We start from the raw sequence: 15,863 nt of genomic DNA, 5'->3' as shown, positions 1-15,863 counted from the left end.
AAAACTCCTTAGCGCACGCCGCCGGTCTGTTTGAGGAAGTTGGCGAACAGCTGGTGTCCCTGCTCGGAGAGAATCGACTCGGGGTGGAACTGTACCCCCTCGATGTTCAGCGTCTTGTGACGCAGGCCCATGATCTCGTCGACCGAGCCGTCTTCCAGCCGGGTCCAGGCGGTCAGCTCCAGGCACTCGGGCAGGGTCTCGCGCTTGACGATCAACGAGTGGTAGCGGGTAACGGTCAACGGCAGGTTCAGGCCCTCGAATACCCCCTTGCCTTCGTGGTACAGCGGGCTGGTCTTGCCGTGCATCACCTGACGGGCACGCACCACATCGCCGCCAAAGGCCTGGCCGATGGACTGGTGGCCGAGGCAGACGCCGAGAATCGGCAGTTTGCCGGCGAAATGCCGGATGGCCTCCAGGGAAATGCCCGCCTCGGTCGGCGTGCAAGGGCCAGGCGAGACCACGATGCGCTCGGGCTTGAGGTCTTCGATTTCAGCCACGGTCAGTTCGTCGTTACGTACGACCTTGACGTCCGCGCCCAGCTCACCGAGGTATTGCACGACGTTGTAGGTAAACGAGTCGTAGTTATCGATCATCAGCAACATGACAAAGGGTTCCTCAGGCGTCGGACGCGGGGGTTTGTTCAGCAAGGGCGACCGCGCGGAACATCGCGCGACGCTTGTTCAGCGTTTCTTCCCATTCCAGCGCCGGCACCGAGTCGGCGACGATGCCGCCACCGGCCTGCACATGCAGTTCGCCGTCCTTGATCACCGCAGTACGAATGGCAATCGCGGTGTCCATGTTGCCGTTCCAGGCGTAGTAGCCGACCGCGCCGCCATACACGCCGCGCTTGACCGGCTCCAGTTCGTCGATGATTTCCATGGCGCGGATCTTCGGTGCGCCGGACAAGGTCCCTGCCGGCAGGATCGCCCGCAGCGCGTCCATGGACGTCAGGCCGCTCTTGAGCTGGCCGGTGACGTTGGAAACGATGTGCATCACGTTGGAGTAGCGCTCGATCACCATCTTCTCGGTGAGTTTCACCGAACCGATCTCGGAAACCCGGCCGGTATCGTTGCGCCCCAGGTCGATCAGCATCAGGTGCTCGGCGATCTCCTTTTCATCCGACAGCAGGTCGTCTTCCAGTGCCCGGTCGGCGTCCTCGGTGGCACCGCGCGGGCGGGTGCCGGCGATCGGCCGCACGGTGATCAGGTTGTCCTCGACCCGCACCAGCACTTCCGGCGAACTGCCGACCACATGGAAATCGCCGAAGTTGAAGAAGTACATGTACGGCGTCGGGTTGAAGCAGCGTAGCGCCCGGTACAGGTCGATGGGCGCAGCCTTGAAGTCGATCGACATGCGCTGCGACGGCACCACCTGCATGCAGTCGCCGGCCAGGATGTATTCCTTGATGGTATCGACCGCACGCTCGTAGTCACCCTGGGTAAAACTGGAGCGGAACAGCGGATCGGCCGCCGGTGGTCGATCGAGTGCCAGCCCGCGCCGCGGCGTGATCGGCTGGCGCAGTTGCTCGAGCAACTGCTGCAGGCGCGCCTGGCCCTGCTCGTAGGCGTTGTCCTGCGCCGGGTCGGCGAGGACGATGGCGTGCATCTTGCCGGCCAGGTTGTCGAACACCACCACCGCATCGGAGACCATCAGCAGGATGTCCGGCACACCCAATGGATCGGGGTTCGGGCACTGGCCCAGGCGCTTCTCCACGTAGCGTACGCAGTCATAGCCGAAGTAGCCCACCAGGCCGCCGTTGAAACGCGGCAGGCCAGGGATGGTCGGAACGTTGTAGCGCGCCTTGAACGCCTCGACGAAGGCCAGCGGATCATCGGCCTCGCAGGCTTCGATCTCGACGCCGTCGTGGGTCACGCGGATCTGGTGGTCATGCACCCGCAGCACGGTGCGGCATGGCAGGCCAATGATCGAGTAGCGGCCCCACTTCTCGCCGCCCTGCACCGATTCGAGCAGGTAGGAGTTGGGCTGGTCGGCCAGTTTCAGGTAGATCGACAACGGCGTATCGAAGTCGGCCAGGGTTTCGCAGGCAAGCGGGATGCGGTTGTAGCCGGCAGCGGCCAAACGCAGGAATTCTTCGCGGGTCATCATGTGCCTCGTGGCTTGAGGTTCAAACGGTCAGGTATGCAAACGCGCCGCACGGAGCGGCCAGATAAATGTCAGGCGCGCCAACGCCAACGGGCCAAGGCCTTGATGACTTTCATCCAGAGTTTGCGAGTGACCACCACGATGGCGTTTCCAGGAGGGGATTGAGTACAGTCCGCCGACATTAGCTCAGCGCCGCCCTCCAGGCAACCGGGAATCAGTGCGCGCAGATCATCGATGACCAGCGCCGGCTGCTCTTCGGCGATCGGCCGGCCATGGTTGTAGCCATAGCTGAGGGCCACGCAGGCGACTCCGGCGGCCCTGGCGGCCTGCACATCGCTGCGCGAATCGCCGACGAACAGGCTCTGCGATGCCGGGATGCCGGCCATTTTCATGACATGGAACAGCGCCGCCGGATCGGGCTTGCGCTGTGGCAGGGTGTCGCCGCCAATGATCCAGCGGAAGAAGCGCCCCAACTGCATCTCGTCGAGCAGGGGCGCGACGAAACGTTCGGGCTTGTTGGTGATCAGGGCCATTTCCACACCCTGCTTCTGCATCCAGCGCAGGGTTTCCCGGACGCCGGGGTAGACCGTGGTCCGGTCATGGCCGCCATCATAGGCCTCCATGAACAGCTCCAGGCCCTGCTCGGCGTCGCTTTCGCTCACCGCCGAGTGATCGAGGCCACCGGCCAGGGCCCGACGCACCAGCACCGGGGCGCCGTTGCCGACCCATTCGCGCACCGCTTCCAGGCCGGCAGCGGGCCGGCCCAGGGCGAGCAGCATCTTGTCGACGGCGGCCGCCAGGTCCGGTACCGAATCGATCAGCGTACCATCCAGATCGAACATCACCAGCTTGGGCAGCCCACCCGCAAAGAGCTGCTCGAAGGCACTCATGATCGGGCCAGCGCCAGCTCGGCGCGCATCTTCTGGATGACGTCGCGGTAATCCGGAGCGTTGAAGATCGCCGAGCCGGCGACGAAGGTGTCAGCTCCGGCCTCGGCGATTTCGCGGATGTTGTTCACGTTCACCCCACCGTCGATCTCCAGGCGGATATCACGGCCGCTGGCATCGATCAGCGCCCGTGCCTCGCGCAGCTTGTCGAGGGTCCCGGGAATGAACTTCTGCCCACCGAAGCCCGGGTTGACGCTCATCAGCAGGACCATGTCGACCTTGTCCATCACGTACTTGAGCACATCCAGCGGCGTGGCCGGGTTGAACACCAGGCCGGCCTTGCAACCACCATCGCGGATCAGTTGCAGGGAGCGGTCGACATGCAGGGTGGCTTCGGGATGGAAGGTGATATAGGTCGCACCGGCCTCGATGAAGTCGCCGATGATACGATCCACCGGGCTGACCATCAGGTGCGCGTCGATCGGCGCGGTAATGCCGTACTTGCGCAGCGCCGCGCAGACCATCGGGCCGATGGTCAGGTTGGGGACGTAGTGGTTGTCCATGACATCGAAGTGCACGATGTCGGCGCCGGCGGCGAGAACGTTGTCCACTTCCTCACCCAGACGGGCGAAGTCGGCGGAAAGAATCGACGGAGCAATTGCGAAGGGCTGCATGACGCACCTTTTTGAGCGGAATCACGGTGGCGCGCATTGTATACCTCATGTTTCGCCAAACGCACCGTGACCGCGATAATTGGCCGCACATGCAGCAGGCTCTTTTCCTACGACTTTAGTCGCCCTCGCAGCGGTTTCCCCCGTATTTACGGACACCCTCCTTAGGAGCCGGCTCTGGCGATAGCGCCCTTGCCATCGCCCGAGATATCACTGGATGGCCGCCTTCGGCGGATCGCCAGCCAGCCGGTTTCAGGCCTGGGTCGTACGCAGCTTCTCGCTGCGCCCGCGCAACCATTCCAGGGTCAGCAGCAGGATCACCGAGAAGGCGATCAGCAAGGTCGCGGCTGCGGCGATGGTCGGGCTGAGGTTTTCGCGGATACCGCTGAACATCTGCCGTGGCAGCGTCGCCTGTTCGGGGCCGGCGAGAAACAGCGTCACCACCACCTCGTCGAAGGAGGTGGCAAAGGCGAACAGCGCCCCGGAAATCACCCCCGGTGCAATCAGCGGCAGGGTCACCCGGCGGAACGTCGTCAGCGGCGATGCCCCCAGGCTGGCCGCAGCACGTACCAGGTTGTGGTTGAAGCCCTGCAGGGTCGCCGAGACGGTGATGATCACGAACGGCACACCCAGCACCGCATGCACCACGATCAGCGAGGAAAAGCTGTTGCCCAGCCCCAGTGGCGCAAAGAACAGGTAGCTGGCGACGCCGATGATCACCACCGGCACCACCATCGGCGAAATCACCAGGGCCATCACCAGCGGCTTGCCGGGGAAGTTGCCACGGGTCAGGCCGATGGCCGCCAGGGTACCGAAGACCATCGCCAGCACCGTCGCCGCCGGAGCGACGATGATGCTGTTCTTCAGGGCGCGCATCCACTCGGCGGAGGCGAAGAAATCCTGGTACCAGTGCAGCGAGAAACCTTGCAGCGGATACACCAGGAAACTGCCGGCATTGAACGACAGCGGAACGATCACCAGTACCGGCAGGACCAGGAACAACAGGATCAACCCGCACAGGATGCGCAAGCTATAGAACCAGACCCGCTCGACGGGCGACATGTATGGACTGAGCATTTCGATTCTCTCCTTAACCCAGGCTCAGGCGGCTGGCGCCCACCAGCCGGCTGTAGATCAGGTACAGCAGCACGGTCGCCAGCAGCAGCAGGCCGCCCAACGCCGTCGCCATGCCCCAGTTGATGCTGGTGTTGGTGTAGAAGGCGACGAAATAGCTGACCATCTGATCGTTCGGGCTGCCCAACAGCGCGGGGGTGATGTAGTAGCCGATCGCCAGGATGAACACCAGCAGGCAACCGGCGCCGACACCGGCATAGGTCTGCGGGAAGTACACCCGCCAGAAGCTGGCGAACGGGTGGCAGCCCAGGGAGATCGCCGCCCGCATGTAGGTCGGCGAGATACCTTTCATCACGCTGTAGATCGGCAGAATCATGAACGGCAGCAGGATGTGGACCATGGAGATGTAGACCCCGGTACGGTTGAACACCAGTTCCAGCGGCTTGTCGATCACCCCCATGGCCATCAGCGCGCTGTTGATCAGGCCGCCCGACTGCAGCAGCACGATCCACGCCGCCACCCGCACCAGGATGGAGGTCCAGAACGGCAGCAGCACGAGAATCATCAGCAGGTTGCTCTTGCGTGCCGGCAGGTTCGCCAGCAGGTAGGCCAGCGGATAGGCCAGGACCAGACAGACCGCGGTGATCACCAGGCCCATCCAGAACGTGCGGGCAAAGATATCGAGATAGATGGCCTGGTCAGGGGTGGCCGCGGCCAGTTCGCCGAGGTCGTCGATGCGATGATCGACGGCCGCCAGCAGGTAATAGGGGGTGACACTACTGGTATTGCGCCGGATCGCCTGCCAGTAAGCCGGATCGCCCCAACGTTCATCGAGGGCTTCCAGGGCTTCCTTGTAGGAGGCCGGTTCAGTCTTGAACGGCAGGGAGCGGGCAGTCTTGGTCAGCAGGCTGCGGTAGCCGGCCAGTTCCATGTTCAGGCGCTTGGACAAGTCGCCCAGGTTCTGATTCTTGCGGGCCTCACCCAGCTCTTCGCCAAGGGCCTTGTAGGCTGCCTCTCCAGGCAGGCCCTTGCCATCCCAGGCCGACACGGCTGCCACGGTACGCGGCAGGGCGCTGATCACCTCGGGGTTGCCGACGCTCTTGTAGAGCAGCGCGACGATAGGGACCAGGAACACCAGCAGCAGGAACAGCACCAGCGGCGCGATCAAGGCCTGGGCCTTCCAGCGGTTGACCCGCTCGGCGCGTGCCAGGCGCTGCTTCAGGGTGGGACTGGTCCCCTCGTTCAGAGGAACGGTGATGGCCATGACGAACTCCGGAAAATTTTTATTGTTACTGACGCATACCGACACCCGATGTGGCGCCTGTAGGAGCGCGGCTTGCCCGCGAATAGGCCCTTGAGGCCGCTAAAAGCTTCGCGGGCAAGCCACGCTCCTACAGGTCAAGGCCAGCAGCATTGGCGGCGCTTGAACGGACGCCGCCGCCAGCAAGCCGGCTCCCACAAAGGGCTGTGGTGTATTACTTGGCCGCCCAGGCGTTGAAGCGCTGCTCCAGTTGCTCGCCGTTGTCAGCCCAGAAGCTGACGTCGATCTGCACCTGGTTGGCGATGTTTTCCGGCGTGGTCGGCATATCCTTGAGGATGTCCTTGGCCAGCAACGGTACCGCCTGGGTGTTGGCCGGGCCGTAGGCGATGTTCTCCGAGTAGGTCTTCTGCTGCTGCGGCATCACCGAGAAGGCGATGAACTTCTTCGCCACGTCGGCACGTGCCTTGTCCAGGCCCTTCGGAATGGCCCAGGCATCGAAGTCGTAGATACCGCCGTTCCACACCACCTTCAGGTTGCTTTCCTTCTGCACCGCGGCGATCCGGCCGTTGTAGGCCGAGCTCATCACCACGTCGCCCGAAGCGAGGTACTGCGGTGGCTGGGCACCGGCTTCCCACCACTGGATGTAGGGCTTGAGTTCATCGAGCTTCTTGAAGGCGCGATCCTGGCCATCCTTGCCGGCCAGCACCTTGTAGACGTCCTTCGGTGCAACGCCGTCAGCCATCAGGGCGAATTCCAGGGTGTACTTGGCACCCTTGCGCAGGCCGCGCTTGCCCGGGAATTTCTTGGTGTCCCAGAAATCGGCCCAGCTGGTTGGCGCGGAAGCGAGCTTGTCGGCGTTGTAGGCCAGTACGGTCGACCAGACGAAGAAGCCTACGCCGCATGGCTGGATGGCACCCTTGACGTAGTCTTCGGTCTTGCCGAACAGCGCCGGGTCCAGTTGCTCGAACATGTCTTCGTCACAGCCGCGGGACAGTTCCGGCGACTCGACTTCGACCAGGTCCCAGGACACGCTCTTGGTGTCGACCATGGCCTTGACCTTGGCCATCTCGCCGTTGTACTCGCCGGCGACGATCTTGCCGTTGCCCGCCTGAGCCTCCCAAGGGGCATAGAACGCCTTGACCTGGGCCGCCTTGTTCGCGCCACCAAAGGACACCACGGTCAGGTCGGTCGCCGCCATGGCATTTGCCGCGCACATCAGCCCTACTGCGAGGGCACTGAATTTCAGGGATTTGAGCATTTATTCTTCTCTCCACGAGTGCAGGTTGGTGAAGCACGGGGCGATGGATTCGCCTCTTGGGGTACAGCGCTTCAGCTGGCGTCGAGCACCGGGTCCAGCGCGCGAACGTGCTCGACCTGCCAGCCAAGGGGTACGACATCACCGACCGCCAGCGCCGGGTCGAGCTCGGCGATGGGCTGTTTCACGAAGAAGTCGGTTTTGCCGCAGACTTCCAGACGCACGCGAACGTGGTCGCCCAGATAGATGAATTCGGCCACGCGCCCGGAGAAGCGGTTGACGCAGGATTCGCTGGAACCGTTGAGGCTGATGCGCTCGGGGCGGATCGACAGGGTCACCGGCTCGCCGGCCTTGCCGACATTCACCGCCAGGGCCTCGACCTTCTCGCCGCGCCCCAGCTCGACCACGCAGCGATCGCCGTTGTGGCTGTGCAAGCGCCCGCTGAGGCGGTTGTTCTCGCCGATGAAGTTGGCGACGAAAGTGTTGCGCGGCTCTTCATAAAGCGTGCGCGGTGGCGCGATCTGCTGGATCTCGCCCTGATGGAACACCGCCACCCGATCGGACATGGTCAGGGCTTCGCCCTGGTCATGGGTCACGTAGACCACGGTCACGCCGAGACGCTGGTGCAGGTGCTTGATTTCCATCTGCATGTGTTCGCGCAGTTGCTTGTCCAGCGCGCCCAGCGGCTCGTCCATCAGCACCAGTTGCGGCTCGAACACCAGTGCCCGGGCCAACGCCACCCGCTGCTGCTGGCCGCCGGACAACTGCGCCGGGTAACGCTGGGCGAACTTGTCGAGCTGGACCATGCCCAGCACACGCTTGACCCGCTCGCTGATGTCGGTCTTGCTCAGGCCGCGCACGGTCAGCGGGAACGCCAGGTTCTCGGCCACGGTCATGTGCGGGAACAGCGCATAGTTCTGGAACACCATGCCGATATCGCGCTTGTGCGGCGGCACGTTGTTGATGGAGCGCCCGGCCAGTTGGATCTCGCCGGCGGTCGGTGTTTCGAACCCGGCCAGCATCATCAGGCTGGTGGTCTTGCCGGAACCGGAGGGCCCGAGCAAGGTAAGGAATTCGCCCTTGCGAATGTCCAGGTTGAGGTCCTTGACGATCAGGTTTTCCCCATCGTAGCTCTTCTGCACGCCACGAAAGCTGACCAGGATGTCCTTGGCCCCAGCGCTTGAATCAACCTCGCTCATACCCACACCTTTTTGTTTTGACTGCCGTGGTCTAAGCCTAGTGAAGGCTGCACACAGCGCAAATCGGGGGCCGGGAGAGATTGTCCTCAGCAGTCTGGAAGAGTTGTTGTAGGGATTGCCCTACAGGGATGGCGCTATTGGATAAGCCGACAAACGGATCGCCACGGCAGGCCTTATGACATCATCCAGCCCCGACCGACAGTTGTCGCAAATGGATACGCCCACTCTTTTTTCCATCGGCGCAAGCGTCAGAGCAACTTGTGCTCCATGGCGTATTTCACCAGTTCAGCCAGGGAGGTGACGTTGAGTTTCTGCATCAGCCTGGCCTTGTGGGTACTGATGGTCTTGCTGCTCAACGCCAGTTGCTGGGCGATGTCGTTCACGTTGGCGCCCTGGGCCAGGCGCTCGAATACCGAGAATTCCCGCTCCGACAGCAAAGCGTGCAGTGGCCGGGAATCGGTCAGGCCGACCTCGAAGACCATCCGGTCGGCCAGTTCGGGGTCGATGTAGCGCCCGCCCGCCGCCACCTTGCGAATGGCGGTCAGCAACAGCGACGGATCGCTGTCCTTGGTGGCATAGCCGGCGGCGCCGATCTTCAGCGCCCGGGCGGCCATCTGCGCCTCGTCATGCATCGACAGCACCAGGATCGCCGGCGGATCGCTCAGCGCGCGAATCCGCGGAATGGCCTCCAGGCCGTTGACCCCGGGCATCGAGATATCCAGCAGCACCACCTCGCAGGGCGTATGCCGCAAGGCTTCCATCAGTTGCTCGCCATTGCTCGCCTCCCCCGCCACCTGCAGGTCCTTGGCCAGGCCGATCAACTGCTTGATGCCCTCGCGGACGATGGTGTGGTCTTCGGCTACCAGTACGCGGATCACGTCTTACTCCTGCTCGGTCAAAGGGCTTGCATGGCCTGCGGCGGGTCCAACGGTACACGAACGCTCAGCGTCGTGCCTTCGCCGACAGCGCTTTCCAGCGACAGGCTGCCGCCCAGCATCAGTACGCGCTCGCGCATGCCGACCACGCCGAACGAAGTCGGCCGGCCACTCGGGGCGACAAACCCGACACCGTCATCGCTGATGCTCAGGCACAGGTCCTGCCCGTCGATCGCCAGCGTCAGTTCCACAGTATGCGCCTGGGCATGGCGCATGACATTGGTCAGCGCCTCCTGGAGAATCCGGAACAGCCCGGTGGCCTTGGCATCGCTGAGCGCCGGCAGGTTTTCCGGAACCTGCACCAGGCACGGGATCTGCGTCCGCGCCTCGAAACGCCGCGCCTGCCATTCGATCGCCGAGGCGATACCGGCATCGAGAATCGGCGGGCGCAAGGCGGTCGCGACATCGCGCACCAGTTGGAACAATTGCGCGATCAGCTTCTTCATGCTGTTCAGGCGCTCGTTCAACCCGGGGTCCAGCTCGGCATAGGCCAGCTCGCACATGGAGGTTTCCAGCTTGAGCACCGTCAGCATCTGCCCCAGCTCATCGTGAACCTCCCGGGCGATACGGGCCTTCTCCTCCTCCCGGACACTCTCCAGGTGCGCCGACAGCTCGCGCAGTTGCTCGCGCGAACTGGCCAGTTCCAACTCGATCCGCTTGCTTTCACTGATGTCCCAGACGATACCGTCCCAGACCATCGTGCCATCCGCCAGACGGCGGGTGATGGCCTTGATCTCGGCCCAGCGCTGCCGGCCTTCGCGGGTCATGATCCGGCCCTGCCAGGACCAGTCGCTGCCGGAATCGATCGCCAGGTCCTGGACACGATGATAGTCGGCGCGGTCGTCCGGATGGACCACGCTGCGCAGGCCGACCTCCTGCCGACGCAGGGTGGCGGGCGCATGGCCCACCAGGCTCTCGCTGCCCTCGCTGATATACGGGAAGTACAGCTCGCCGGTCTGCGGCACCCGCTCCAGGCGAAATACCAGCCCCGGAACGTTGGCCGCGATCCCCTTGAGTCGGGCCTCGCTCTCCTGCAGCGCGGCCAGGGCACGGCGGCGCTCGGTGACATCGTTGAGATAGACCACCAGGTATTCGCCATCACGAAAGCGCAGGAAGCTGAGGGACACGTCGGCCGGCAGGATGCTGCCGTCGGCCCGCAGGCATTGGGTCTCGAAGCTTTGTGGCGCCTCGTCGCTGGCCCGGGCGCGCTTCCACAGGTTCAGCCAGCGGTCCATGTGCAGGTTCGGCTCAAAGTCGATCAGCGGCCGATCGAACAACGCGCCCGGGGGGTAGCCGAGCATCTCCTCGGCCGCCCGGTTGGCATAACGCACGTGGCTGTCCCAGTTGACCCAGAGAATGCCCACGGTGCTCTGGTCGATGGAAAACTGGGTCAGGCGCAAGGCCTCCTCGCTGGCCTCGCGTCGGGCCAGGTCCTCGCGGGCGGCGAGCAGGGCCTGCTCGAGGCTGCGTTGCTGGCGGCGCAACCAGAACACGATCGCCAGGCCCGCCATGAACATCACCGCCAGCAGCAGGCAAAGGTTCTGCCAGAAGCCCGGCGATGCCGACAGGCGCGGGTACTTGGGTTGCAACCAGCGCAGGTGGAGTTGATCGAGGTCCCGAGCCGGTATCGCATGCAACGCCTTCTCGACGATGCCCGCCAGTTCCGGCCAGTCACGTCGGCTGGCCACCCGCAACAGTTGCGGCAGGCCGATATCGCCGACCACCGCCAGCCCGGCGAACTCTTCCTCGCCGGACAGGCGACTGAGTTGCGCCTCATCGACCACGGCATAACGGGCCTGCTGGCTCAACAGCAGTTGCAAGGCCTGGCGCTCCGCCGGAACGCCCTGCAGGTTGAGATTGCTGTAGGTACCGCGCAGGTAATCGGCAATCGCACTGGGCATGCGCACGGCGACCCGGGTCTGGCTGTCGAGCTTTTCCAGCTCCACGGCCCCGGCGCCGTTGCGCTCGCCAACGACCAACTGCGGCACCCGCATGTACGGATCGGAGAACAGCCAGAGGCGCAGGCCGGCCGGCGTCTGGGTCAGGCCCGGGGCGAGATCGACCTCGTCCTCCTCCAGAGCCTTTTCCAACTGGGCCTGGTCGGGAAAGTTACGCCAGGTCAGCTCGACATTCATCGCCTTGGCCAGCCACTGCATCAACTCGACATTGGCCCCCGACAGGCGCTGCAGGCGTCGGTCGTACTGCGCGTAAGGCGCCTGCAGTACCAGTCCGACCCGCAGTTCCCGATGCTCGTCGAGCCAGCGGCGCTGCTCGGCGGACAAAGGCAGGCCATTGCCCGCAGGGGCCGGCGCAGCCCAGGCGATCAAGGGAAGACACAGCCAGCCGATAACCCAAAGACAGCAAAAACGCATGATTCGACTCATCCACACTGACAAATACTGACCAACCCATTAGGCTGCCAGGATTACCTCTGGCCTGGAAAATCCGATGCCCCCTGTCTACCGCTCGGCACTGCCTGCGCTGTGCCTGTCGATGATCCTACCGCTTGCCGCGCCGGTCCTGGCGGCAGATCCGGCACCCGCACCGGCGAAAGACACGCCCGCCGAGAAACCGGTTGAACGCCAGTCCTTGCCCGAACGCAGCCAGGAAGACGCCACCGCCCTGGAGCGGCAACTGCCGCTACAGGAGCAACAACAGCTGCAGGCGGCCGGTGACACCTTCCTGGCCCTGTGGAAACCGGCCAACACCCCGACGCCCAGCGGTGCGGTGATCATAATCCCCGGGGCCGGTGAAACCGCTGACTGGCCCCAAGCCGTCGCGCCCTTGCGCAACCAATTGCCGGACGCCCAGTGGAGCAGCCTGAGTCTGACACTCCCGGACCTGCAAAGCGACGCCTCCCTGCCACGGGTGGTCGAAGCGCCAAAACCGGCGGAGCCGGCAGCGAGCAACAGCAAGGACGCCAGTACCACCAGCAAGCCGATCGAACAGGCGGCCAGCGCCGAAGCCGACATCCCCGACCAAGCCCCCGCCGCCACCGCCGAGGACCCGCTCAAGGGCGATGCCGAGCGGATCTTTGCCCGTTTCGATGCCGCCATTGCCTACGCTCAACAGCAGAATGCCCGCAGCATCGTGTTGCTGGGGCATGGCACCGGCGCCTACTGGGCAACCCGCTATCTGATCGAGAAAGCCTCGCCACAAGTGCAGAAGCTGGTGCTGGTGGCTGCGCAGACGCCGGCCAGCGCCAAGGCAGACCTGGCGCAACTGACGCCCGGCCTGAAAGTGGCGACCGCCGACTTCTTCTATCAGGAAAAGGCGCTGGATCGCAAAGCCGCCCTGCTGCGCCTGCAAGCCAGCAAACGCCAGAAGACTTCCAGCTACACCCAGGTGGGACTGAAGGCGATACCGGGCAACCCGGGCCAGCAACAGTTGGTCCGGCGGGTTCGTGGCTACCTGAACCCGCAGGATCAGGACAGCCAGTAACCCGCCTGCACCTCAGCGGAAGTCCCGGCGCTCGCGGATCAGCGCATAGGCCTGATGTAACTCCCGGGTTTTCTCGGTGGCTTCCTGCACCTGGGCCGGGGTCGCGCCCATCCCGGCCACCTTGTCCGGGTGGTGACGACTGAGCAGGCGCCGATAAGCCCGCTTGATCTGTGCCGGCTCGCTGGTCGCGGTCACCCCGAGTACCCGTAAGGCATCCTGATAGCTGCCGGCGCTGCTCATCAGCGGCTTGCGGCTGGGCTCGTAGTCACTGGCCAGGGCCTGGACCTGCTGCGTCGTCCAGCCCAGCCACTTGCCCCAGAGCAGAATCAGCTCGCGCTCCTCCCGCCCGGCCCGACCGTCGGCCCAGACCATTCGCCAGCAGGCCCGCAGCACACCCTCGGCGGCGTGGGGCTGGGCCTTGAGGTGACGCAGGTAGCCACGCAGGCGATCTTCTCCCGACTTGCCCCGGTTGAACGCGGCAATCGCCCGCCGCTGCGCCGGTTCCCCCATGTCCAGTTGGCGCATTTCCTGACGCGCCTGCTGGATGTGCCCGTCGACCACCCGTCCATCACTCTTGGCCAGGCGCCCGAGCAGGACGAACAGCAGTTCGTCGTTGCGCAGTGCCGGTTTGCCGCCCAGGCGCTCGCGCAAATGTGCCCAACTGTGCAACTGCAGGCGCCGATCCAGCGCCTGCCCCAACAACCCGCCCAACATGGCCCCCGGAATGCTGGCGATGGCAAAGCCCGCCCCGGCTCCAATCAGAGTCCCTGGCCACAACATATCAGTGCCTCTCTTGCAGCAGTTGCTCGACTTGGGCCAGGCGCTCCACGGTGCCGACATCCACCCACTGTCCCTGAAGGTGCTCGCCGCTCACCTGCCCTCGGGCCATGGCCTCGCGCAACAGTGGGGCCAGCTTGAACGCCCCGGCATGGCAACCGGCAAACAGTCGCGGATGCAGCACCGAGATGCCGCTGAAGGTCAGCCTGGGCAGATCCGGACGATCGTCGAACAGCCGACCGTCAAGCAGCGCAAAGTCGCCCCCGGACGGATGATGCGGCGGGTTGTCGACCATCACCAGGTGAGCCAGGCCAGCCAGCGGACGGCGCAATGCCGAGAAATCATAATCGGTCCAGATATCGCCATTGACCACCAGGAAGGGCTCGTCGCCCAGCAACGGCAGCGCCCGGAAGATCCCGCCACCGGTCTCCAGCGGCTCGCCTTCCGGCGAATAGGCGATGCTCAGGCCATGACGCGAACCGTCGCCGAGGTAATCCTCGATCTGCTGGCCGAGCCAGGCATGATTGATGACGATCTCCCTGAAGCCGGCCGCCGCCAGGGCCCGCAGGTGATAGTCGATCAGCGGCACGCCGTTGGCCCGGATCAGCGGCTTGGGTGTGTGCAGGGTCAGCGGGCGCATGCGCTCGCCCTTCCCCGCCGCCAGGATCATCGCCCTCATAGCGCGGCCCCGGACGGCAGGCGCAGGCTGTCAAGCAGTTCACCCAGCTCGGCCAACTCCGGCCGGCGTGCCAGCACCGCTTCGATATAGGCGAAGAAGCGCGGCACGTCCGCCAGGTAGCGCGGCTTGCCATCGCGATGGCAGATACGGGCAAAGATACCGATCACCTTCAGGTGGCGCTGCACCCCCATCAGGTCGCTGGCCCGGTGGAACGCCTCGAAATCCGCCTGGACCGCAATGCCCTGCCGACGAGCCCGCTCCCAGTAGCCATGCAGCCAATCGACGACCCGGGCCTCGGGCCAACTGAGAAACGCATCCTTGAACAGGCAGGTAATGTCGTAGGTCACCGGGCCGTAGACCGCATCCTGAAAGTCCAGCACCCCCGGGTTGGGCTCGCTCAGCATCAGGTTGCGCGGCATGTAGTCACGGTGCACCAGCACCTTCGGCTGTGCCAGGGCACTGTCGATCAACAACGTACTGACCCGCTGCCACAGCTCCAGTTGCCGTGGGCTGAAGACGGCACCCAACTCGCGCCCCACATACCATTCGGGGAACAGCTCCAGCTCGCGCCGCAGCAGGGCGACGTCGTAGCTCGGCAGATCGGCCTCCAGCGGCAGTTGCTGGAAAGCCAGCAAGGCATCGATGGCATCGGCGAACAGGGCATCGGCGTTCTCGTCGTCGATCACATCCAGATAGGTCCGGTTGCCCAGGTCGTTGAGCAACAGAAAGCCGTTTTCCAGGTCCTGAGCATAAATTTCCGGCACGTTGATGCCGGATTTCGCCAGTAAATGGGCAATATCCACGAAGGGTTTGCAGTTCTCGCGCGGCGGCGGAGCATCCATCACGATGAAGCTGCGGCCCTCGCCCTGCCAGCGGAAATACCGGCGAAAACTCGCGTCGCTGCTGGCTGCGGTCAGGGTGGCGTCCGGTACGGCACCCCAGCCCCTGGCCAGGAACAGGGATGCCAGTTGCTCATCCAGCCAAACTTTCAGGTGTTGCAAGCGTAGATCTTGGTCGGGCATTACTAAGGGTCTCCGACGGCGCTAGCCGTCAAGCGGGTCATGCTTTATTATCCAGCATCTTGTGCGACACGTGCGACGTGTCTCCCTTACTTCGAGGTGTAGAGCCATCTTGAAGGACTTCGCGAGAAGTCGATTGCTCGGGAGCTTAATCCCTTGAACCAAAGCCACTTTAGAAGTCTATTGCCTTCAAGGACTTACCGCAGCGGCGGAATGGCATCCCCTAGGTCGGAAAGCGCTTTGCAACACGACCGAAGACCGGCATACCGGATCTTAAGCGCATGCTTATCCTCAGTCCTCTATGGACTCAACCCACGCGGGAGAGAATCCCCGCTGGGGTTATCTCCTGTAATAGCAACAGGAGGTAACAAATCAAAGAGCAGGCTGCATACGCCAGTCCCTGACTCATCTTCAACCGGAGACACGAGCGAAAGTTCTGTCTGTCATTGTCCAACCGCTCTACATGAACGGCAGCGGACTCGTTGTGCGACCAACGATAGCCTAGGAAGACATGCGTCACTGGTAACGGTGGGGTGTGAAGCTCTTCCAACAATGTAGCCCC

At 63.9% G+C, this 15,863-nt stretch carries 14 protein-coding genes; 1 reads left to right on the top strand and 13 read right to left on the bottom strand.

Translation table 11 applies throughout. The features are described from left to right. Positions 1-8: 8 nt before the first annotated feature. The 10 genes from PF66_RS29970 to PF66_RS29925 form a co-directional block, all read right to left on the bottom strand. Entirely contained in the window at positions 9-602 is a 594-nt protein-coding gene (locus PF66_RS29970) for an aminodeoxychorismate/anthranilate synthase component II (RefSeq protein ID WP_054064667.1), read from the bottom strand. Between the two features lie 13 nt (positions 603-615). Further along, positions 616-2,103: an anthranilate synthase component I gene (gene trpE, locus PF66_RS29965; protein WP_054057004.1), complete on the bottom strand. Its 1,488-nt coding sequence runs from the start codon at positions 2,101-2,103 to the stop codon at positions 616-618. A 71-nt stretch (positions 2,104-2,174) separates the two neighbouring features. After that, complete coding sequence (locus PF66_RS29960; RefSeq protein WP_054064666.1) at positions 2,175-2,993, bottom strand: phosphoglycolate phosphatase; 819 nt, start codon at positions 2,991-2,993, stop codon at positions 2,175-2,177. Further along, complete coding sequence (gene rpe, locus PF66_RS29955) at positions 2,990-3,664, bottom strand: ribulose-phosphate 3-epimerase (protein WP_054057006.1); 675 nt, start codon at positions 3,662-3,664, stop codon at positions 2,990-2,992. Before rpe ends, PF66_RS29960 begins: the two co-directional genes overlap by 4 nt. Positions 3,665-3,913: 249 nt before the next feature. Continuing rightward, entirely contained in the window at positions 3,914-4,738 is an 825-nt protein-coding gene (locus PF66_RS29950; RefSeq protein WP_054057007.1) for an ABC transporter permease, read from the bottom strand. A gap of 13 nt (positions 4,739-4,751) precedes the next feature. Further along, a complete protein-coding gene (locus PF66_RS29945) occupies positions 4,752-5,999 on the bottom strand; it encodes an ABC transporter permease (protein WP_054064665.1) in 1,248 nt (415 codons plus the stop codon). A 211-nt stretch (positions 6,000-6,210) separates the two neighbouring features. Continuing rightward, entirely contained in the window at positions 6,211-7,254 is a 1,044-nt protein-coding gene (locus PF66_RS29940) for an ABC transporter substrate-binding protein (protein ID WP_017902871.1), read from the bottom strand. A gap of 71 nt (positions 7,255-7,325) precedes the next feature. Next, positions 7,326-8,450 carry an ABC transporter ATP-binding protein gene (locus tag PF66_RS29935; RefSeq protein ID WP_054057010.1) on the bottom strand — a complete coding sequence of 375 codons (1,125 nt, stop codon included), beginning with the start codon at positions 8,448-8,450 and terminating at the stop codon, positions 7,326-7,328. A 248-nt stretch (positions 8,451-8,698) separates the two neighbouring features. Next, positions 8,699-9,328, bottom strand: coding sequence for a response regulator (locus PF66_RS29930; protein ID WP_054057011.1), 630 nt, complete (start codon positions 9,326-9,328; stop codon positions 8,699-8,701). 17 nt (positions 9,329-9,345) lie between these two features. Further along, on the bottom strand, positions 9,346-11,769 hold the full coding sequence (locus PF66_RS29925) for a PAS domain-containing sensor histidine kinase (protein WP_081009942.1): 2,424 nt from the start codon (positions 11,767-11,769) through the stop codon (positions 9,346-9,348). A 64-nt stretch (positions 11,770-11,833) separates the two neighbouring features. Here PF66_RS29925 and PF66_RS29920 point away from each other — a divergent pair, with 64 nt between their 5' ends. Then, positions 11,834-12,826 carry a DUF3530 family protein gene (locus PF66_RS29920; protein WP_054064664.1) on the top strand — a complete coding sequence of 331 codons (993 nt, stop codon included), beginning with the start codon at positions 11,834-11,836 and terminating at the stop codon, positions 12,824-12,826. A 12-nt stretch (positions 12,827-12,838) separates the two neighbouring features. Here the strand turns inward: PF66_RS29920 and PF66_RS29915 are convergent, their stop codons facing one another. The 3 genes from PF66_RS29915 to PF66_RS29905 are packed head-to-tail and all read right to left on the bottom strand — an operon-like array spanning position 12,839 to position 15,304. Further along, the gene (locus PF66_RS29915) at positions 12,839-13,606 is read right to left on the bottom strand and encodes a TerB family tellurite resistance protein (RefSeq protein ID WP_054064663.1); all 768 of its coding nucleotides are present in this window, start codon (positions 13,604-13,606) and stop codon (positions 12,839-12,841) included. A 1-nt stretch (position 13,607) separates the two neighbouring features. Next, entirely contained in the window at positions 13,608-14,282 is a 675-nt protein-coding gene (gene murU, locus PF66_RS29910; RefSeq protein WP_054064662.1) for an N-acetylmuramate alpha-1-phosphate uridylyltransferase MurU, read from the bottom strand. Continuing rightward, positions 14,279-15,304 (bottom strand): aminoglycoside phosphotransferase family protein, encoded by a 1,026-nt coding sequence (locus PF66_RS29905; protein ID WP_054064661.1) that lies wholly within the window; start codon positions 15,302-15,304, stop codon positions 14,279-14,281. Before PF66_RS29905 ends, murU begins: the two co-directional genes overlap by 4 nt. Between the last annotated feature and the right edge of the window lie 559 nt (positions 15,305-15,863).

This window comes from Pseudomonas asplenii (genome assembly GCF_001293465.1).
GTDB classification, from domain to species: Bacteria; Pseudomonadota; Gammaproteobacteria; order Pseudomonadales; family Pseudomonadaceae; genus Aquipseudomonas; species Aquipseudomonas fuscovaginae_B.
The sequence above is the reverse complement of the archived record's forward strand: the minus strand, read 5'-3'. Positions and strand labels throughout refer to the sequence as shown.